Consider the following 20,786-nt stretch of genomic DNA (forward strand, 5'->3'; position numbering starts at 1 on the left):
CTTACTAAGATTATTGCCTAAAATTATATAATTTATCAATTCTGAATTTGTATAATAATAAGTTATGCTCCCATTATAATAATTTTATTATATATTAATTTATTCTAAAATACATAGGCTGTAATGCTAATCCACTTTTTTCTGATAAAAATATGTTGCCCTTACACTGAAATCCTGCCTTTTTATAAAAATTAATTGTATCTAATCTTGCATTTAAATATAAACATCTAAATTCAAATTCTTTAGCTTTAATTTTATGTTTTTTTAACATTTCAATGCCAATGCCTTTACCCACATATTTTTCACTAACAACTATATTGGTCATTTTACCATTCATATTATGATTAGTCATTCTCGAATATGCAACCACAATGCCCTCATCTAAAGCTACCAAATGTATGCTATTATAATCCAATTCATCATAGTCGTATTTATGAATTTTATTATAAGGTTTAAAAAGTATTTTAAACCTTAATTCAGATACTTCTTTAAACTCTTTACTTTCACAATTTATAAATTTATATGTAATATTATTCATATTTTTTCCCCAACTTCTATATTATTATAATTATATTATACACTATATTCATGATAATTGAATATTTATTCACAATTTTATTTATTGTTGTATATTTTATTCAATAACTATAGCGCTAGGTCCATGTTGCTTTAGAAATACTAATAAATATATTTTTGTATCTTGAACAAATTTTATTATATTAAATTATAAAAATATAAAACTACCAACTAAGCACTTATCTATTAACCTAGTTAGTAGTTATAAAACAAACCATACTTTTCTATTAATTTTATGTAAAAACAAAGATTACAATCTATCTTCCCATTTTCTTTTTGCCTTCATTACGTTTTCTTCGCTTAGTTTTGTTTCCTCCACTATATCTCCCATTCCGCAACCTTTATCAAGCATCTCTTTTGCTTTTTCCATAGCTTTTTCATGCTCACCTTTTCTTAATTTTTCCATTAAAGTTCCTCCTCTTTTGAATAATACTAACTCTAAATCTAGTATTACCAGTGGACACTTTTTTATTCAGCTTTTATAATAGCTTATTCATAACTCTTTTCATATATCTAACCTTTATTTTATTTCTTTATTTCCATCTTCTCTGAAAAATTTTATATTAATATATAGTTTAGAATTTCATCCTCATCTATAATTTTTTTAGCAAAAATTCTATTTTCCTCTACATGAATGTACGTATATCTATTAGGTTTTATTGATTGAGCAATATCAATAGCTTTTTTATAATCTTTCTTTTTCATTTTTAAAGTTTTTGCATGCTCGAAAAAGTTTGTTTCTTTTAATATCTTCGATATTCTTTCAAATCTATGATCTTGTACTTTCGCCATAATATATGTTGCAATTCCAACCTGTATTCCATGAAGCTGAGGCATTTCTAAAAATTTATCTAATGCATGAGATATTAGATGTTCTGAACCAGAAGCCGGCGAGCTATTACCTGCTATTTCCATAGAAATACCATTCAATATTAATGAATCCACTAATTCCTTCAGGAACAAATCATCCTTAATATTTTTAAACTCAGTTCTTATAAAACTATTGACTGCTTTCTTAGAAATCATAGTAGCAAAATCGTCAATGATTATCCTTCCGTTTTCTTCTTCAAATTTCCAATCATACAACGCGGTGATATTTGATACTAAATCTCCTATCCCCGAATATATAAATTTTTCTGGTGCACTCTTAATGACATCAATATCTACAATTATTCCATAAGGAGTTTTAGCTGGAAGAGACATTCTCCTGCCATTAACTAAAAGAGAAGCACCTGCACTTGAGAAACCATCATTAGAAGTTGAGGTTGGAATACTAATAAAAGGTAATTTTCTCAAAAAACTCATATACTTAACAGCATCTATTGCCTTTCCTCCACCAACTCCGATTAGAGCCTCTACGTCATTTGATATTTCAAATGCTTTTAAACTAATTTTTTCGAAATTTATATCTGATATTGTTTCTATTCTTGAAATACCTATATTAGCTTCTTTTAAAGAATTACGTATGGACTCTCCAAATAATTCTTCTAAACCCTCACCAAAGCATATTAAAACATTTTTAAACATGGCTTTCTTAATCAAGTTACCTACATTATTTATATTTCCTTTTCCTACCTCTAAAATAGAAGGAATAGCTATTCTATGAGTTGACGTCTTCATGCATTTCACTCCTCAAAAGTATTTTCAATTAATTAAAATATCTATTTTTATGTCTTAAAATTAGCTTTCCCTAGGTAGAAAATAAAAAACATTTATTATTTTAAATCATTAACTACTTTGTTTATCTTATCTGCCTTATCCAAAGCCTCTGTCCATAATTCCTTTGAAGGAATTATTTTTTCTACTGTTGTATATGCTTCTCTTATAATTGGTATATTAATAAGATTTGTACTTTGAATAGACATCAATATAAACCAACACACACCTATAAGAGCTGCTATTCTTATGATACCTGCTATTGCTTTAATTAATATATAAAGAGCAATAATGGCAACTATTATTAAAACTATAGTATTTGTTGTTAAATGTATTGGCGTATTTTTTATCAAGCTATTTACTTTATCCATTTGTTTCCTCCCAAGTTAGGTAGTTAATATTATATTAAGCTCGCTCACTAGTATACTTTCTTAAATTTAGATTTTTCTTGTGATGATCATAGCGGTCGCTTTGGTATAATCAATGCACAAATTATATATAAGAGTAATCCTGATCCTGCACAAACAATCAAAATTGCCCACCCAATTCTGACTAATGTTGAATCAAGTCCAAAGTATTCAGCTATCCCACCGCATACCCCTGCTAACTTTTTATCTGTTGCTGATAGATAGAGTCTTTTCTCCATAATAGATTTCCTCCTAAATTGCTATAACATATCATTTGAACATAGTTCTTTTTCAAAATTATATCACTTTAGAATTCTATTTACTATTATTGAGGTATATATTTTTCAGTTCTAATATAAGTTCATACACATCATTACTAACACATGATACTTATATATTTAACAATTCCATATAGGAATCTGATTATTTTTTCAGCTTTCCACCTCCAAAAGGCATTACTTCCTTGTCTTACATAATATATCTTTTAAATCTAGCATAATAAAGGGAAAGAACAATTCACTAACCCATGAACCATTCTTTCCCTTTTAATAGTTAATAATAGAAAGTATAAAATAATCACTTAATAGGGGAAGATTTTAATCTATATACTACATAATAAGTGGTTTATCTTTCCCCTGTTTTTAATCTATTTCATATATCCACCTTTCATTGGTGATACTGCATGTTCTGAAAAAATCTTTAGAATTCCAGATTCGTATTTTGATTTTCGTGGTTTCCAATTCTTTCTACGTTCTTCAAAGACTTTCTCTACTTCTTCTTTACTGCATTTTTTTCCCTTTATACCAACGATCTGTAACACTCTATTAGGAATACTAATTTCAATCAAATCATCTTCTTCAATTAGCGCAATTGGTCCTCCTACTGCAGCCTCTGGTGATACGTGTCCAATTGCCGGTCCTTTAGAAGCTCCTGAGAACCTACCATCTGTTATTAACGCTATACTAGCAGATAATTCCTCATCCGAAGCAATTGCTTCTGTTGTATAGAACATTTCTGGCATTCCGCTACCTTTTGGTCCTTCATATCTTATAATAACCGCATCCCCTGGGCGAATTATTTTTCTTAAGACTGCATCAATAGCTTCCTCTTCACTGTCAAAAGGCTTTGCTTTTAATATAGCCTCATGCATTTCTTTAGGAACTGCAGAATGTTTTACTACCGCACCTTCTGGCGCTATATTTCCCTTTAATATTGATACAGAACCATTAGTACCAATAGCATCATTAAATGGACGGATAACATCTTCTTTTTTTAGTCCCACTTTTTCAAGATACTCATTACACTTCTCATAATATCCATTAGTTTTTAATTCTTCTAAGTTTTCACCTAAAGTCTTACCCGTTACAGTCATAACATCCAAATGAAGCAAGTGCTTTAGCTCTTCCATTATTGCTGGTACACCACCTGCATAATAGAAATATTGCGCAGGCCATTTTCCAGCAGGACGTATGTTTAGTAAATAATGTGCATCTTTGTGTATTCTATCAAAAGTCTCTTCATCGATATACAATCCAAATTCATGAGCTATAGCAGGTAAATGCAACAGTGAGTTAGTAGACCCCGATATAGCTGCATGAACTAATATAGCATTTTCAAAGGACTTAATTGTAACAATATCTTTTGGGCGAAGATTCATTTTAGCTAATTCAACAGCTTGTCTTCCTGCTTTTAACGCTACCTCCTCTAAATCTTCGCATGTTGCTGGCATCAATGAGCTACCTGGAAGCATTAATCCAAGTGATTCTGCCATAACCTGCATTGTAGCTGCTGTTCCCATGAATGAACAAGCTCCGCAGGATGGGCATGCGTTTTCTTTATAAAAAGTTAATTTTTCTTCTGAAATTTCCCCTCTTTGGCACATTGCACTATAGGCACCTATTTGTTCTAGTGTCAATAAATCAGGACCTGCTTCCATTACTCCTCCAGTAACCATAATAGCTGGTATGTTTAGCCTTCCAATTGACATAAGATGTGATGGAACTGCTTTATCACAACTTGAAATAAATACGCCTCCATCGAATGGTGTTGCATTAGCATGGATTTCTATTAAAGACGTTAATGTATCTCTAGACGCTAAAGAGTAATTTATTCCATCATGCCCTTGTGACATTCCATCACAAATATCCGTTGCAAAATACCTAGCACCTTTCCCACCTGATTGTGTAATCCCCTCAACTGCTTTGTCAGCGAATTTCAATAGATGCGCACTTCCTGGATGACTATCTCCAAATGTACTTTCTACTATAATTTGTGGCTTTGATAAATCTTCTGTTGTCCATCCCATTCCTCTTCGAAGTGGATCCATCTCTGGTGCAATTTTTCTTACTTCTTGACTAATCATACTATTTCTCTCCTTAATCTTTATTTGACACCGTTTAAATACATCTGATGTATTTATAATATCACATCTGATGTATTTGTCAATTTTTTTTGAATTTATTGTTACAATTCTTATTTTTCTATAAAAAACAATATAAAACATGTATATTCATCTGATGTATTTAAAATAACAACAAAAAAAATACATCTTTCTCCAAAACAAGAGCAGATGTATTTCATCAAGTCAAAACAATTAATAATTTCTTTCCTTGTCTATAATACTTCCGATATTCCTTCGATTATACACTAAGTGTAAGAGCATCGCATCATGCGCTCCATTAGCATTATGTTCCTTAATTGAATTTAAAATTTCCCTGTGTGTCTCTATTGTTTCATTACGTAATTTTCTATTTGTAATATCGATAAATATAGTAATAGATCTATTAATTATCGGAATTAAATTAACCACAACCAAATTCTTACTGCTCTTAGCTATTGCAGTGTGAAACTCTATATCTTTCTCTAAATATGGTTCATTTTTCAAGATAAGACTCTCTATTTCGTCACACAAGTTAGACATTTGCTCAATTTCTTCATCAGTAGCTTTTGTAGCCGCTATAGATGCTATTGATGGCTCTATCATAAATCTTACTTCCAACAAATCAAGCGCTAACTTATATTTATCTTTTACAAATGTTAATCCTAGAGGATCATCAGCAATTCCACATTTATCAGAAATAAACGTTCCAGCTCCACGTCTAATTTCTAAAACATTTCGTGAAACCAAAGCCTTTATAGCCTCTCTTATTGTACTTCTTCCAACATTAAGGCTACTTGCAAGATCATATTCATTAGGTAACTTATCTCCAGATTTCCAATCATTATCTATAATTAATTGAACAATTCTTTCTGAAGTTTGCTCCCCTAGCGATTTTGTTGAACTATTTGTATCATTAAAACCCAATTCTCTAATATCTGACATATTTCCTCCAAATGCTACTATCTTGCAGCCTAAAAGTTCTTTGAAAAGTATTTTCTAATCCTGCCAACTTAACCCGCTGTATTATTTTAAAAAAAACAAGTTTTATCCCCCAAGTTATACATCCGCTGTTAAGCATAATAAATAATATGGAGGACAATTAAAATGTTAGCATTCACTTATTATAATACTTAAAAATCCAGCGATTTAAAAGACCTTTTAAATATATTTTTAATGCACCAATTTTCCTCTTTAAAATCCTATACGCTTTCCATAATTACTTATAAAGTATTTAAATTCTCTATCTACTATAATTTGTTACTGCTTTAGTATTAAAACTTTTCAAAGATTCTGATTAATTAGTATTCATTTGTAAAAGCTAGCTACGCCGCCCTCCACTTCCGTTTATTTTTATAATCTCATAATCCCCAATGTATACGCAATTATATCACTAAAGACTTATATAATAAGCCATTTAGCATTTAATAAATTCATAGTTTTTTTGTACAATAAAAAATAGCCCTAAGCTATAACACTTAGAGCTAAATATTTTTATTATATAATTAATTATTGTTCTTTCGAGCAAAATATGGCATTATAAATCCTAACCCAAGTAATACAAAAGGAGTTATAATGTTAAGCACTAATTGGAATTTATCAGTTGTATACATACCGCTAATGCATGCAAAAGCAGTAAATACAAAACACCATCCTCCAATTATAATACCAACAGCTCTGTTTTTTACAAATCGATATTCTGGCTTGAATTTTTCTCCTGCTTTTTTCAATGCAATATAAGCAGCAAATACCCATAAATAACGAAGCGGCATACACACGGCATTTAATTTTACTAGCCATTTTACCAGCTCGTCTACGTTTCCAATACCAAAGGCTGGAACTACTATTAAAATTGAAACAATTATTAAAATTAATTTATGGCCATTTTTATATGTTCCATACTTATTTTTTATAAACATCTTTTCAGGAATAAAATTCTTATCCGCACTATCAAGTAACATACGTAAAGGTGCATCAATAGATATAATCAATACCGCAAACTGCCCAATCATGTTAGTAATAGCATAAACGACAACAAATAAATTGCCTAGGTGATAATATTCCCCCAACTTTTGGAAAGCATAGTATGCTCCATTTGTCATTAAGTCTTTAGGTACATTATTTGAATCAAACATCATTCCAAGAGAAATAGTTCCTAAAATTGCACATACAGCTACCATAATAGCTAATGCAATCATACCTTTTGAGAATCCCTTTTCAGGATCATCCATTTCGTTTACATACGGCGAAATCTTTTCACAACCGCCAACTGCAAAAATTAATATAGATAGCCCTGTAAAAAACTTCATATCAAATGCAGGCATAAACGTTTTTATAGACCAATCGATGGAATTTAAATGTGCATTAGTAATAGCAGGTGCAGCTACCATTAAGACAATAAACAAAATTGACATTACAAACATCGATGTTCCTGCAAGTGTAGCTAATTTTTTTAATGGATTTAATCCTTTAGAAGCTATATAAAGTCCAACTAAAAAAATTACTAAGCAGGTTATTTGTAATAACCTTGTATCCATGCTACTAATTCTTTTATCTTGAAATATAGCCCAACTTGTTGCGATCATAAAATTTGATGGCTTTTGTGAAATATAAGGCATGTGAACAATCCAATATGTCCATCCTGCGTAATATGCGACTCTAGGACTTATGGTTTCATTTATCCACGAACTAACACCGCCACCAAACTCTTTAAAAGCCGATCCTAACTCTCCTACCATTAGTGCGTATGGTACAAAATAAATAGCAAAAATCAGGATCCAAGATACTACTGACTTAAGGCCATTATATTCAGAGAAACCATTAATAACGTTGCCAAAGCCCCAAACTGTTGAAAAAGCCATAAATGCTAAGGTATACCAAAGAATTTTTTTGTTGTTTTTTTCAGACATAAACTTTTCTCTCCCACTTATATTATTTTAATTTTTATACTAAAATAATATAATATACTTTTACCTTTGTATACATTTTCGACAAAATTAGCTTTCATTTAATTATATTGCTAACTCAATTAAAATCTATAAATAATTCCACTTTAAATTTATTAAATTAACACATATATTACTTCTTTTTTTAATAAAAAATAACAAGATTTCAGCTACTATATTGAATATCATATTTCCCATTTATCACCTAGACCATTACAGTTCACCTGGACATTGAATTAAACTTAAAAAGATCTCAATCCAAATAAAATAATTATAAAATCAGTCTTACTTTGGCCTTTTATAAATTTCTTTAAAAAAGCACTTCACTCATAAAAACTATCCTAAAATAGTTTTATATGAATAAAGTGCTTTACAATTTTCTAATTATTATTCAGTAATATACTGAATTGTTTTAATCCATAAATTATTTTTTCTACTTCTTCCGGATCTGTATTTTTTATAGAATTTAGTATAAGATTTGATATAAACTCTTTTTTCATTTTGCAAATATCATTGTTTTTCCTAAATTCCGCCGAAATTGACAATCTTACAATTCTACGATTTTCCTTTGGTATTTCTCTTGTCACAACTCCCTGTTTTGCGAGACGATCAACTATTCCTGAAACTGTACTTTTAGTTAATCCTATCTGATCACTTAATTCATTTAGAGTTATCGATGGCATCATATATAAATGAAATATAACATTTAATTGAGGTGCTGTAAATCCGCAATCTTTTGCAATTTTTTCAAACTTACAGCTTAATTCTTTTCTAATATTCCTAAATACACCAATAATCTCATCCGCTTGTTTTTGATATAATTCATTATTCGGCGATGAGGGCCCCTCCTGTAGATTCATTTTTTTCACCTTCTTTATTTTCTTTTTTAGGCTCTTTCTTTCCACCCATAAATAAAGCTAAGAATATAGTCACGAATACTATAACAACAGTTACTACAACTGAATACGACATAGCATCTACATACGCTTGACCTTGAATTATTTTCACTATATAAGATACTGCAGAAGCTCTAGCAGTATTTATATCCATTCCCATTCCCATAAATGCTTTAGTTAATGTACTTATTGTGCTATTAGAAGCTGGATTATATACATTAATTTGTTCTGATAACTTTGCATAATTATAATCATTTCTTCCTTGTATAAGAGTAGACATTAAAGTAACACTAACCGAACCAGCCACCTGTCTTAATGTATTTGAAAGAGCTGATGCTCTACTAATTAAATGTGTCGGAACAACGTTCATCCCGGTAGTACTAATTGGCATCATACTCAATCCTATTCCAATGGACCTTATACAATTAACAAGTATTATATAGTCTTTACTCGAATTCATATTTATAGCTGTTGCAAGTTCATATGAAGCGCCTGCAAGTATTAAAAGTCCAGGTATAACCAGTGCTTTTACGCCAACTTTATTTAATAAATTACCGCTAATAGGCATCATAACTCCCATTACCAGAGCTCCCGGCAACATTATTAATCCGGCTTCCATAGGTGTATATCCCCTTATATTCTGCAAAAATAATGGTAATACGTAAACACCGCCCATCATAGCAAGAGTTAATACACTAGTTATAATTTGGCTAATTGTAAAATCAAATAATTTAAAAACTCTTAAATCTAATAATGGATCCGGATGAGTTAATTCATTTACTATAAATAATACAAGACTTAAACATCCAAGGGTCATCAAAATTGGATTTTCAAGTTTTGACCAATCAATTGATGAGCCTTCACCTAGAACATATAGTATACTTACTAGGCCTACAGTAGAAGATAAGAATCCAATTATATCAAAGGATTTAAAAGGTTTCCTTTCTGTCCCCTTTAATAAAATCAAGGCCAATATTACTCCTACTATCCCGACTGGGACATTAACATTGAAAATAAGTCTCCAGTCCATCTTCTCGATAATATATCCACCCAAAGTAGGTCCTATTGCAGGTGCTGCCATCGCAGCTATTCCCCAAAATCCAAGTGCTAATCCAACCTTTTCTCGAGGAAATATTTGATATATTATTGACATTCCTACTGGCATTATCATTCCTCCTCCAATGGCTTGGAGGACACGAAATGCTATCATACTTGTATTGCTCCAAGAAAGACCACATAACATAGATCCAACTGTAAACATCGCTAAAGCAAATACATATATTCTTTTAGCTCCTAAAATTTCCTGCAAATATCCAGTAAGTGGTATAATCGCACCAAGCGCCAATGTATAAGCTGTTAACACCCACTTTATATCATCTAAAGATACTCCAAAAACAGCCATCATTTTAGGAAGAGCAATATTTACTATACTACTATCAAGTATAGACATGAAAGTACCTATAATAACTACAGCTAACGCTAACCAACTACTTGCTAATGATTCGTTATTGTTCTCTCCCATTATATCACCTCATCATTTAATATGAATCTTAATAACCGCATTAGTTCCTGGAAGAATCTTTTCATCAAAATTATCAAGTTCAATTTTTATAGGTACCCTTTGAACTACTTTAGTAAAGGTTCCACTTGTTGATGCTGGTAATAATGATATAGCAGAATTAGATATTTCCCCTATTGTTTTTACTTTTCCACTAAATTTTTGTGAATCATATTCATCAATAGTAATATCAACCGGTTGTCCAACTTTTACTTTTTCAAGTTTTGTTTCTTCTATGTTAGCAGAAATATAAAGCTTAGTTGGATCTACTAACGTAATTAAAGTTTGACCTGTTGATAAAAGTTCTCCAACAGTTCCCTGCTTCTTTACTACAATTCCATCAATAGGTGCTCTTACTAAAGATTGTTCTACACTTGTGTCTGGAAGATTATTCATTTCTTGACGCGCTAGTATTTCATTTTTTGTTACTTTCTCTCCTTCATCAACATTAAGCTCTAGTAATTTACCAGAAATTTGTGGAGTTACACTAACAAAATCTGCATTAACTCTTGCATCTTCAGTTGAAACATAGTATGCATTTTCATACCAATAGTAGAATCCTATACTACCTAATGCTACCACAATTGCCAACAATATTCCAATAATTAATATTTTACGCTTTCCTTTCATATTCAAGTCACCTCTTCCCTTATTCCTTTAATCCAATTTCAGCAAACATACCAGGCTTTAATTGTGAATTTGGGTCTGATAAACTAACTTTAACCAAAATATTTCTACTTTGTGAATTTAGTTTTGAATTTATTACAGTTATCTTTCCGTCAAATTCAACATTATCTACTTCTGATACTTTAACTACTACATCTTGTCCTTCTTGAAGCTGACCTGCAATATCTAAAGGTGCATATGCATTTACCACTAAAGCATCTGGATTAGATATTGAAACAAGAGTTGCACCTGGAGATGCCATTTCACCTACATTAATGCTTTTAGCATTTACTACACCCGAAATCGGCGCTGTAAGAGTTCCATTATTTAATGTTGTTTGTGCAGTTTTTAAAGCAGCCTCTGCTTGTGCCACTTGGGCTTTATAAACATCTATACTTGTTTGTGTTGCTCCATTATTAAGCATGTTTAATTGTTCTTGTGCAGATTTCTGTTGTGACTCTGCAGTTGTAAGCTGTTGATGTGCAGCTTCAAGCTGCTGCTGAGTATTTGCTCCCGCATCAACTAAAGCTTTAGTACGATCATAGTTCTTCTTAGCAACATCATAAGCTTCATTTGCACTATCTAAAGTTGCTTGAGCTTGGGATATTTGTTCTGGACGTGTAGAATTCATAGCGTTAGTTAACGTTGCATTTGCAGTATCAACCGCTGCCTGTGCTTGATTCACTTGTGCTTGCAAGTCTTGAGTATCTAACTTAACTATAGTATCACCTGCATTTACTTTTGACCCAACATCAACTAGTACTTCTGAAACTCTTGCTGAAATTTTTGAAGCTATATTTGCTTGATCATTTGCTTCTATTTTTCCAGCCATTATGTATTTATTTTTAGCTTGCTCTGCAGTAGTTTCAGCAGTTTTTGAATTATTGCTTGTATTTCCGTTATTAGTCGAACCGCAACCACTTAACATTAGTGCTACAACTAAACAAACTAACATAGTCTTTTTCATATTAACCCTCCATGTACGAATTATTTATATACATATTGTTCGCATACTAACAGTATGTATTATACAATAGATTGTCCTTGTAATCAAGAATATTATTCCATGAATTTATACATTTTTTTCGAAATCGTATACACCTTTCACCAAAATTTCTTAATCTTTTTTCATTTATTTTAAATATAAATATATTTTGAACGCAAAAAGTCATGCATATGTATTTTGCATGACTTTAATATTCTCTTAAATTTGGGATAAGTTTATATTCAATAATCTATTCAGGTATTTCCAAATAGAAAGTCACTCCGTCTTCCATATTTTTTATTTTAGTAATTCCACCATGAAGTTGTGCAATCAATCTCACTAATGACAAGCCTATACCATGACCTCCATACTTTCTCGATCTCGATCTGTCCACTTTATAGCATACATCCCAAAGTTTATCCATTTCTTCCTCACATATATTATCACCAGTATTGAAAACACCTATCTTTATTTTATTTTCTTCTTTCTTGCCTATTATATTAATAATTCTTCTGCCCTTCACATGGTCGATGGCATTCGTAATGAAATTATTTATAGCCTTCTCAAGCAAGTCTCTATCAGCATGTATTTCAAAATCCTTCACGCACTCCAAGGTAAACGTAATATTTTTTTCATCAATTGCTGGTTTAAATCGTTCTACAATTTCGCCTAGAAATTCATTAACATCAAATGATACAATATTTAATTTAATCATTCCACCTTCCATCATAGAATAATGTAAAAGTTCTTTAACCAAGCTATCCATTCTATCGCATTCTTCAACTAATATAGAACAATATTTATCTATTGTTTCCCTATCATTGGCCACTCCAAATTTGATCCCTTCCGCATAACCTTTAATTATCCCAATTGGGGTCTTTAATTCGTGAGACATATTCCTTACAAGTTCTTTCTTACGCTCCACATCTTGCTTAAGTTCATCTATACTTTTATTAAGCTTCTCAGAAATCCTATTTATGCTATTTCCTAGCCTTCCTATTTCATCTTTCGAATCTATATTAACAACCTTATCAAATTTGAGATTAGATATATTTTCAGCAATTTTACTCATTTCTATAATTGGCTTTGTTATTTTATTAGAGAAAATAATAATAAATATGGCACCAATAATCATCACTATAAATCCTGCTAATATGTAAAATTGATTTGCGATTACTACACTCTCATGAATACTCTTAAAAGACTTCTTTAGAATAATAAAATCTCCATTCTCAATTTGTGAAACAAATACTAATTTTGTCCTTTGATCATTGTTTTTCTCATCAATATAGTAAACATACTTTTTCGAAAGTCTTTTTTCATTTCCTATAATAGTTTGTTTAATCTCCTTGGATAGACGTTTTTCTTCATCATTTGATTTAGGACGAATAGAATTATATTTTATATCATAATTATTATCAGCAATTATTGTATTAATGTTATCAACACTTTGTATTGTGTCTGCATATTGATAATTGTCTTTTTCTCCTTCCATATATTCATCCTTAATTTTCTGACTTACTGACACTAAGACTCCCTTATTTTTATAAATATAATATGATTCTAGGAAAACTGAATTCAAAATTATCCCACCTAAAACTAGTGAAATCATGAGAATCATAAATATACAGAATAATTTTGTCTTAATTGTTTTCATATTTTTCTACCTCAAACATGTATCCACTTCCTCTTATAGTTTTTATCAAATCTCCTTGTTCTGAAAGTTTAGCCCTTAAAGTTTTTATATGCGTATCTATAGTTCTTATATCACCATCAAAATTATATCCCCATACCTTATCCAATATCTGCTCTCTGCTTAGAACTGTATTAGCATTTCCAACTAAATACAGTAAAAGATTATATTCTTTTGGATTTAATTTAATTTCTTCATCATCAATCACTACCTTATGAGTTCTTTGATATATCCTTAAGTTTCCTACAGCTATTTCGTCTGAGAATTTCTTCTTTACTTTCTTTACGATGTTATTCAAACGTGCAACGAATATCTCATAACTAAACGGTTTTCCAATGTAATCATCCGCACCTTTTTTAAGCCCTAACACTTCATGTTTTTCATCTCCTAATGCTGTCAGCATAATTATTGGCACTTCAGATTTTTCTCTTATTTCTTTAAGAACCTCCCATCCATCGTACACTGGCATCATTACATCTAATATGACCAAATCAATATCATTATTATTAAAAAACATATTAATAGCTTCTTCCCCATCACACGCTTCTATAGGCATGTACCCTTCTTTTCTTACTATATCACATACTAAATCACGAAATATATTGTCATCTTCAGCTATAAGAATTTTTATATCCATAATATACACCTTCTCTAATGTAAAAATTAAAAGCAGGTTCAAGATTTTTAATCTATAAACCTGCTTTTATATTAGCATAACTTTACTTATTTATACTATTTCAATAGTATTACAATTTTATTAACAAATATAAATTAAATAGTATATTATTCAGTATATACTATAATTGGAGTTCCCGGCTCAATATTTTCAAATATTGTTTTTGCTAAATTATAAGGTGAATTTACGCATCCATGTGAACCGCTTGTTAAATATATCTGTTTACCAAACACTCCATTTCTCCAACTAGCATCATGAATACCTACATTTCCATTAAAAGGCATCCAATAATCAACTGGTGAACTATAATCTTCACCCTTTAATGTCGCATTTTTCTCTTTGTAATTCAGAACATATGTTCCTACTGGTGTGCCTGTATTATTACTTACATTTCCTGTAACAACATCATCATCAACAACTAGAGCTCCATTTTTATAAAACCATACATGCTGCTTAGTAATATTGACTTCTACATAAGTATTCCCTATATCGTTAGTTCCTTTTACAAATGCATTTTGTGCATATTTTGGTTCCTTTGTTACATCTTGTCCATTCTTTATAATTTCTATTAAATCTTTTACTTCTTTAGAGTTATCAACAATCCATCCATAATTACCGCCACTCACTTGTACTGTTTTTTTTGTTGTTGTAACAAAATCTCTTGTGCTACCAAAAGTATTATAAATGCTAGATATTTTATATACATAATTCCGAACTTTATCTTCATTGATTGTAACTTGCATATTGTCATCTACTCCAAGCCAGTTATGTATAGTAGATCCATCCAAAACTTCTTTTTTTCCATTTGAATCATACGTAATTTTTAATCCTATGTATTTATTAAGTGTATCTCTTGCTGCAGTTACTTCCTCTGACTTTGAAGTATATTTAGGATTTTCATAACAATTGCTTGAATCTAAATCTATTGATGTCTTCCCATCAAGAATCGCATTAGCTACATTATCATGTAAAGCATCTTTATTTATCTTATTTCCTAAAACTTCATCTACTATCTCGTATTCTCCATCTTTATAATTTAAGCTAGCATTTTGTGGTTGGGTTATCTTCTTGTTACTAACACAAGAAAGTTTATTTAGTGTTTGGTTTAATTGTTCTTCATCATACATAATTATCTGGGATGCTTCAGAATTATTTTTCTTAAAAAATGTACTAGGCCAAGCAAATGAACTTTGGTTATTCTTTAATTCTTTGATCTTATCAGAATTATATTTTAATCCAATATCACTAGCTTTAATTTGTTCTTTTACATCTCCTCTTTCGTCTAATTCCAATGCATATGATTGCATTTGGGCAGCTAGCTTTTCTTCTGCTCCCTCAACGGTCTGCCCACCAACATTAACCCCATCAATTACGGTTCCAAAGTGAAAATGATTAATAGAATATAATGACATACCTAAATATATAGCACCCAAAGTACAGAGAGAAATTATAACCCCTGGCATAACCTTGTTACTACTTTTATTTCTTCTTTTTCTCATTATATCTACTCCCTTCGCTACTATTATACTAAAAAATCTAAATTATTAATATATAATTTTTCACCAAAAAAAGCCACCATAAATAGAAAATGCATTTCTATTTAAAGGTAGCTCACTCTCACATACTTTTACAGTACTCTGCTAATTTATTTGCAGCTTTCATTGCAGTACTTACAGAACCCTCTATCCATCCATGCGTTAAAGAAACATGTTCTCCTGCAAAATATACTCTATCATTATATTCTGGCTTTGCCATCGCATTAGAAAAAAGTTTTTGTTGCCGAGGCATAAAGTAGCAAAATGCTCCATAAAATCCTTTTTCTCTATCCCAGTCAACAGTTTTATAATCTTCGACTACATAATCAAGATATCCTCGCGGAAGACCATGGACATCCTCAACTTGCCTTTTAATCAATTCAAATCGTGCATTATCGTCTAAGCTTCCTACGCGTATTCCGTCTAAACCTAAATTATATGACGCTAGCAGAACTCCTTGATTATCCTTAGCACTTCTTTTTCTTCCAACAGAAACATTCATATTATTTTCCGTTTTGCCACCATATCCGGTAATAATATTATGACTAGGATACCATATGGTTTGAATTGGCAAATCAGTATTAGATCCTCCACCGATTATCTTCTCATTATCATTTCCTTTTTCCCAAAAACGTTCATTACACATAAAAAGAGTTTTTTGAGATGATGTATAAAAAACTTCTCTTATTGACTGCATTTTTTCATTGCTAAACATAGGAAATACATTCACATCCCTAAGACTTGAAAAAGGTATTGCACAAACAACGAAGTCGAAAGTTTGACTATAAAGCTTAGATGACTTCTCTTCCTCGTATTCTAACACTACTTTCTCCTCTATATCATTAATTTTATATATGCTTTTTACTGTCTTTCCACTTTCCCAAGATACTTTCCCCAAATCTTCATCTCTAATATTATTATATTCCTTTGGTTTTTTAGACATTAACGAATCATAAAACGCTAGTGGTAAATTTACTGCTCCACCAACAATTTCGTACCTATATGCATAATCTACAGTATATTCCTCAATTAAATTTTCAGAGTAACTATTGTAATAGAATGAACCAAGAAAAGGCGCAACTCCCGAAATTAGCTCTATTGCTGCTTCACTTACACCCATCTTTTCAAGTACTTCCCTTATTCCAAGACTACCAACATATTTAATTATATCTGAATAATTTTCTTTTACCTCTAATAATTCCTTTCTTATAGAAGGAGGTATTTTTAATAAATTACTTGACAATGCATCTCCAATTATTTTCTGCCATGGAGTATTTCTTTCCCTCTCAGTCAAGTTAAATTCCGGGTATATGTTTTCCATTACACTTTTACCCTGAGGATCATTCCTTGCGCGTTTATGTCGTATATAAAATAATGCATTTTTATTATTTTGAATAAATGGTCTTGTTTTTATACCAAAAGTATTAATATAATGCCATGTTGTTTCATGACCTACTGGTGTACGCATAGCACCAAATTCACCATAAAGTCTTTTCTCCTCATCAAAATAATAGGTATAGATTCGCCCTCCAATCCGCTTCTCTTCTGTTTCAAAAATAGTAATATCAAAACCTAGTTTTCTAAGTTCAAAGGCTGAGGCTAAACCTGCAATACCGCCTCCTATTATCCCAACCTTAATGCCTGAACAACTTCCAGGAGGTAAAATTGTTGTAATATCTTTTGGTGGACTTAATAATTCAACTATATTATTAAAATCTTCAATACGATTCGCTTCCTCTAAAGTCATCCTTAACATTTCATGCCTTTCTTCATCAGTTGGATTATCTGGTTGAATAAAATTTGTTTCTCTAGGCAAATAAAGCCACTCCTTTAAACAAAATCACTATAATTAAATATATTATTCTAGCAACTACAAAAGACCAGCTAAAAGCTGGTCTAATTTTTAATCTTATTTTATTAAGCTCTAAATTGATGTTTTTATGGAGATTTAATAATAACAAACAACTGGAGTTCCCTCATTAATATTATTGAATATAGTATTAGCCAGATAATATGGAGAATTTACGCATCCATGAGAACCATTTGTCAAATAAATTCTTCCTCCAAATACTGATCTCCAACTTGCATCATGAATTCCTATTCCTCCATTAAAGGGCATCCAAAAATTAACTGGACTGCTATATCCTTGACCTTTTAAAGTAGCATCTCTTTGCTTGTATTTCAATGAATATACTCCAGTAGGTGTTGAAGTATTATTGCTTACATTTCCTGTAACCACATCACCCTCTACTACTAGAGAACCATTCTTATAAAACCATACGTGCTGCTTGCTCATATTTACTTCTACATAAGTATTCCCAATATCATTACTTCCAGGAGACATTGCTGATTGCGTATATTTAGGTTCTTTTGTTACAGATTGTCCATCTTTTATACTTGAAATTAATTCTTTTTCTTCATCATTATTATTAATTAACCAACCGTAATCTCCTCCGCTAACTTGTACATTAGTGCCTAGCGATGTAACAAACTTTCTTGTCTTGCCAACTGTATTGTAATTATCTAATATGCTATTTAGATATTCTTTGATTTTCGGTTCATCAAGTGTAATTTCTAAATTATTATTTACATTAATCCATTTGTTTATTATAGATCCATCTATCACTTCGGTCTTATCACCAAAATTATAGGTTATTTTGGAGGATATATATTTATTAAGGGTATCTTTAGTATTAATAACCTCCTGAGATTTTGAAGTATATTGAGGCTTTTCATAGCAATCCTCCGAATCCAAATCTAATGTTGTTTTCCCGTTAAGAATTGCATTCACAATACTATCATGTAGTGCCATCTTATCAATTTTATTACCATATACTTCATTAATAATTTTATATCCATCATCTGTATATTCAAAACTAGGGTTTTGTGGTTCATTTACGTTATTACTATTAAAACACGAAAGATTATCAATGCTTTTTTTTAGTAACTCATCATCATAAGTAACTACATTTGTTATCGCAGAATTATTTGTTCCTAACAATGATATAATCCATTTAAATGGATTTTGCTTATCTTTTAGTTCCTGAACTTTTCCATCTGAATTATACTTAAGATTTATCTCATTTCCTTTAACTTGTTCTTCATTATTTCCTCTTTCTTTTAATTTCAAAGTATAATTTGCAATTTCATTTGGCATTTCTTCATCTACTTCTTGTACAGTCTTACCTGAAACATTAACACAACTAACCGTAGAACCGAAATAAAAGTGGTTCATAAAATAGATTGCCAGCCCCAAATATATGGCAAGTAAAGTAAAACATGAAACTATAATGCCTATTAAAAGCTTTTTGTGTTTATTTTTCTGTATTTCCATAATAACGTCTCACCCCGTTATCATTATACAAATGTATGGAATAAATAATGTATGCTTTATTTACCCATTTATTTTTCAACAATATCATTTTTTTACAAAACATCCCATATTATCTTACTAGGTACTACTTAATAATCAATGCGCATAAATTTATTTACAAATTATCTCATACTTTATGAGACATCAAAAAGTTATATTTACTACTCTATTCTTTCTTTCTCTTTTTAAAATTTCTGTATCTCTCTAACACATCTATGTTCTCAGCAAAGAACATATTGAGCATATCTATATTATTAATAGTTTCGCTACTAATAATATGTTCAATCAATTCTGTTTCCTCTAAAATATCCTGTTCACACTCTAAATATTCCAAAAACTTTTTTACAATATTGTGCCTTTCAAGCAAGTATCTTCCTATGTTTATCCCTTCCTCTGTGAGAATTATTACTCCATACCTTTCATATTTTATAAGAGATAATTCTCCAAATTTTTTCATCATTTTAGATGCCGATGAATCGCGAACATTCAGCATTTGTGCTATTTTATTTAGCCGAACTACATTTTCCTCCATGCTACATCTATAGATCATTTCTAAATAATCTTCCATAGAAGGGGTGAGCAATTTTCTTGTTAAATTTATATTTTCGTATCCTCTTGCAGTATGAAAATTCTTTTCCATATTCTTCACCATCCAATTTCACTATATTTGGGGGATTTATATGTTTCCAACAGTTATATCTAAATTATTCTATATATGTTAGCCTAAAAAAATTTTTCTCTAAACTTGAACTTACTAATAATATACAAGAAGTCAAATTAATATGAATATTAATTTTGTTACCATTTAATTAGATTTATAGTTTTTGCTCTTTAGGTTGACATTAATGTTAATAAAACCACAACATTTAATATGATCTAAATATTTAAGACACATATTCCAGGCTACATAGCTAACCTCAAAAAAATTAGGAATGTTATAATTTAAAATATTAAATTATAACATTCCTAATATATAATTATATTTAACTTTCTGAAACTTCAGCCGATTTTATATGATCGATATATTTTTCTCCCCAAATAGATATGCTATCCAAAACCAATTTAAATTCTTTTCCTATATCAGTTAATGAATACTCAACTTTTGGCGGTACCTGGGGAAAAACCTTACGATTTACCAACCCATACTCCTCTAAACTACGGAGCTGTTTTGTTAATGTAGCTTGCTTTAGTTCAGGCAATAATCTTTGTAATTCTCCAAAACGAAGCGTTTTTGTACTTAAATTATGTAAAATTACTATTGTCCATTTACCTGCAATAATTTTTTGTGCTGTTACAAACGGACATTTGCCAAATAAATTATATTCTTCCTCCATCATGTACCCCCTTAGTATATTTATGATACTATATATTTAAAATAATCCTACTTGAAAAAATTACGGTAATAACCTATATTATGTACAAAGAGATTATAACATATTAAAA

The 20,786-nt window shown here is 30.5% G+C and carries 19 protein-coding genes; all 19 read right to left on the reverse strand.

The genetic code is table 11. The features are described from left to right. Positions 1-94: 94 nt before the first annotated feature. On the reverse strand, positions 95-538 hold the full coding sequence (locus ACJDTP_RS03515) for a GNAT family N-acetyltransferase (RefSeq protein ID WP_406760513.1): 444 nt from the start codon (positions 536-538) through the stop codon (positions 95-97). A 288-nt stretch (positions 539-826) separates the two neighbouring features. Beyond that, complete coding sequence (locus ACJDTP_RS03520; protein WP_406760514.1) at positions 827-982, reverse strand: hypothetical protein; 156 nt, start codon at positions 980-982, stop codon at positions 827-829. A 152-nt stretch (positions 983-1,134) separates the two neighbouring features. Beyond that, positions 1,135-2,196, reverse strand: a complete 1,062-nt coding sequence (locus ACJDTP_RS03525; protein WP_406760515.1) for an iron-containing alcohol dehydrogenase family protein — start codon at positions 2,194-2,196, stop codon at positions 1,135-1,137. Between the two features lie 95 nt (positions 2,197-2,291). Beyond that, entirely contained in the window at positions 2,292-2,603 is a 312-nt protein-coding gene (locus ACJDTP_RS03530; RefSeq protein ID WP_012060250.1) for a hypothetical protein, read from the reverse strand. Positions 2,604-2,689: 86 nt separating this feature from the next. Then, a complete protein-coding gene (locus ACJDTP_RS03535; protein WP_077837409.1) occupies positions 2,690-2,878 on the reverse strand; it encodes a PspC domain-containing protein in 189 nt (62 codons plus the stop codon). Between the two features lie 407 nt (positions 2,879-3,285). Continuing rightward, positions 3,286-5,001, reverse strand: a complete 1,716-nt coding sequence (gene ilvD / locus ACJDTP_RS03540; protein WP_406760516.1) for a dihydroxy-acid dehydratase — start codon at positions 4,999-5,001, stop codon at positions 3,286-3,288. Positions 5,002-5,232: 231 nt separating this feature from the next. Further along, entirely contained in the window at positions 5,233-5,961 is a 729-nt protein-coding gene (locus tag ACJDTP_RS03545; protein WP_171772435.1) for a FadR/GntR family transcriptional regulator, read from the reverse strand. A 560-nt stretch (positions 5,962-6,521) separates the two neighbouring features. Then, positions 6,522-7,925 (reverse strand): APC family permease, encoded by a 1,404-nt coding sequence (locus ACJDTP_RS03550; RefSeq protein ID WP_271809224.1) that lies wholly within the window; start codon positions 7,923-7,925, stop codon positions 6,522-6,524. Positions 7,926-8,341: 416 nt separating this feature from the next. Then, the gene (locus ACJDTP_RS03555; protein WP_017209077.1) at positions 8,342-8,821 is read right to left on the reverse strand and encodes a MarR family winged helix-turn-helix transcriptional regulator; all 480 of its coding nucleotides are present in this window, start codon (positions 8,819-8,821) and stop codon (positions 8,342-8,344) included. Then, complete coding sequence (locus ACJDTP_RS03560) at positions 8,787-10,379, reverse strand: DHA2 family efflux MFS transporter permease subunit (RefSeq protein ID WP_078114671.1); 1,593 nt, start codon at positions 10,377-10,379, stop codon at positions 8,787-8,789. The genes ACJDTP_RS03555 and ACJDTP_RS03560 overlap by 35 nt, the downstream gene beginning before the upstream one ends. 12 nt (positions 10,380-10,391) lie before the next feature. Continuing rightward, entirely contained in the window at positions 10,392-11,045 is a 654-nt protein-coding gene (locus ACJDTP_RS03565) for an HlyD family secretion protein (RefSeq protein WP_077837404.1), read from the reverse strand. A 19-nt stretch (positions 11,046-11,064) separates the two neighbouring features. Next, positions 11,065-12,048, reverse strand: coding sequence for an HlyD family secretion protein (locus ACJDTP_RS03570; protein ID WP_077837403.1), 984 nt, complete (start codon positions 12,046-12,048; stop codon positions 11,065-11,067). A gap of 268 nt (positions 12,049-12,316) precedes the next feature. Continuing rightward, the gene (locus tag ACJDTP_RS03575; RefSeq protein WP_406760517.1) at positions 12,317-13,723 is read right to left on the reverse strand and encodes a HAMP domain-containing sensor histidine kinase; all 1,407 of its coding nucleotides are present in this window, start codon (positions 13,721-13,723) and stop codon (positions 12,317-12,319) included. Continuing rightward, the gene (locus tag ACJDTP_RS03580; RefSeq protein ID WP_406760518.1) at positions 13,710-14,396 is read right to left on the reverse strand and encodes a response regulator transcription factor; all 687 of its coding nucleotides are present in this window, start codon (positions 14,394-14,396) and stop codon (positions 13,710-13,712) included. The genes ACJDTP_RS03575 and ACJDTP_RS03580 overlap by 14 nt, the downstream gene beginning before the upstream one ends. 146 nt (positions 14,397-14,542) lie before the next feature. Next, positions 14,543-15,934, reverse strand: a complete 1,392-nt coding sequence (locus ACJDTP_RS03585) for a L,D-transpeptidase family protein (RefSeq protein ID WP_078114668.1) — start codon at positions 15,932-15,934, stop codon at positions 14,543-14,545. 118 nt (positions 15,935-16,052) lie between these two features. Next, entirely contained in the window at positions 16,053-17,786 is a 1,734-nt protein-coding gene (locus ACJDTP_RS03590; RefSeq protein ID WP_406760519.1) for a flavin monoamine oxidase family protein, read from the reverse strand. A 132-nt stretch (positions 17,787-17,918) separates the two neighbouring features. Beyond that, positions 17,919-19,304 carry a L,D-transpeptidase family protein gene (locus tag ACJDTP_RS03595; RefSeq protein ID WP_406760520.1) on the reverse strand — a complete coding sequence of 462 codons (1,386 nt, stop codon included), beginning with the start codon at positions 19,302-19,304 and terminating at the stop codon, positions 17,919-17,921. A 205-nt stretch (positions 19,305-19,509) separates the two neighbouring features. Beyond that, complete coding sequence (locus tag ACJDTP_RS03600) at positions 19,510-19,983, reverse strand: metal-dependent transcriptional regulator (protein WP_078114665.1); 474 nt, start codon at positions 19,981-19,983, stop codon at positions 19,510-19,512. Between the two features lie 343 nt (positions 19,984-20,326). Next, positions 20,327-20,677 (reverse strand): winged helix-turn-helix transcriptional regulator, encoded by a 351-nt coding sequence (locus ACJDTP_RS03605; RefSeq protein WP_406760521.1) that lies wholly within the window; start codon positions 20,675-20,677, stop codon positions 20,327-20,329. Between the last annotated feature and the right edge of the window lie 109 nt (positions 20,678-20,786).

Source organism: Candidatus Clostridium helianthi (assembly GCF_045310795.1).
Classification (GTDB): Bacteria; Bacillota; Clostridia; order Clostridiales; family Clostridiaceae; genus Clostridium; species Clostridium helianthi.

Excerpts from the sequence above, each read along its gene's own strand:
- ACJDTP_RS03515 (WP_406760513.1), bottom strand. The coding sequence starts at position 538 with ATGAATAATATTACATATAAATTTATAAATTGTGAAAGTAAAGAGTTT.
- ACJDTP_RS03520 (WP_406760514.1), bottom strand. The coding sequence starts at position 982 with ATGGAAAAATTAAGAAAAGGTGAGCATGAAAAAGCTATGGAAAAAGCA.
- ACJDTP_RS03525 (WP_406760515.1), bottom strand. The coding sequence starts at position 2,196 with ATGAAGACGTCAACTCATAGAATAGCTATTCCTTCTATTTTAGAGGTA.
- ACJDTP_RS03530 (WP_012060250.1), bottom strand. The coding sequence starts at position 2,603 with ATGGATAAAGTAAATAGCTTGATAAAAAATACGCCAATACATTTAACA.
- ACJDTP_RS03535 (WP_077837409.1), bottom strand. The coding sequence starts at position 2,878 with ATGGAGAAAAGACTCTATCTATCAGCAACAGATAAAAAGTTAGCAGGG.
- ilvD (WP_406760516.1), bottom strand. The coding sequence starts at position 5,001 with ATGATTAGTCAAGAAGTAAGAAAAATTGCACCAGAGATGGATCCACTT.
- ACJDTP_RS03545 (WP_171772435.1), bottom strand. The coding sequence starts at position 5,961 with ATGTCAGATATTAGAGAATTGGGTTTTAATGATACAAATAGTTCAACA.
- ACJDTP_RS03550 (WP_271809224.1), bottom strand. The coding sequence starts at position 7,925 with ATGTCTGAAAAAAACAACAAAAAAATTCTTTGGTATACCTTAGCATTT.
- ACJDTP_RS03555 (WP_017209077.1), bottom strand. The coding sequence starts at position 8,821 with ATGAATCTACAGGAGGGGCCCTCATCGCCGAATAATGAATTATATCAA.
- ACJDTP_RS03560 (WP_078114671.1), bottom strand. The coding sequence starts at position 10,379 with ATGGGAGAGAACAATAACGAATCATTAGCAAGTAGTTGGTTAGCGTTA.
- ACJDTP_RS03565 (WP_077837404.1), bottom strand. The coding sequence starts at position 11,045 with ATGAAAGGAAAGCGTAAAATATTAATTATTGGAATATTGTTGGCAATT.
- ACJDTP_RS03570 (WP_077837403.1), bottom strand. The coding sequence starts at position 12,048 with ATGAAAAAGACTATGTTAGTTTGTTTAGTTGTAGCACTAATGTTAAGT.
- ACJDTP_RS03575 (WP_406760517.1), bottom strand. The coding sequence starts at position 13,723 with ATGAAAACAATTAAGACAAAATTATTCTGTATATTTATGATTCTCATG.
- ACJDTP_RS03580 (WP_406760518.1), bottom strand. The coding sequence starts at position 14,396 with ATGGATATAAAAATTCTTATAGCTGAAGATGACAATATATTTCGTGAT.
- ACJDTP_RS03585 (WP_078114668.1), bottom strand. The coding sequence starts at position 15,934 with ATGAGAAAAAGAAGAAATAAAAGTAGTAACAAGGTTATGCCAGGGGTT.
- ACJDTP_RS03595 (WP_406760520.1), bottom strand. The coding sequence starts at position 19,304 with ATGGAAATACAGAAAAATAAACACAAAAAGCTTTTAATAGGCATTATA.
- ACJDTP_RS03600 (WP_078114665.1), bottom strand. The coding sequence starts at position 19,983 with ATGGAAAAGAATTTTCATACTGCAAGAGGATACGAAAATATAAATTTA.
- ACJDTP_RS03605 (WP_406760521.1), bottom strand. The coding sequence starts at position 20,677 with ATGGAGGAAGAATATAATTTATTTGGCAAATGTCCGTTTGTAACAGCA.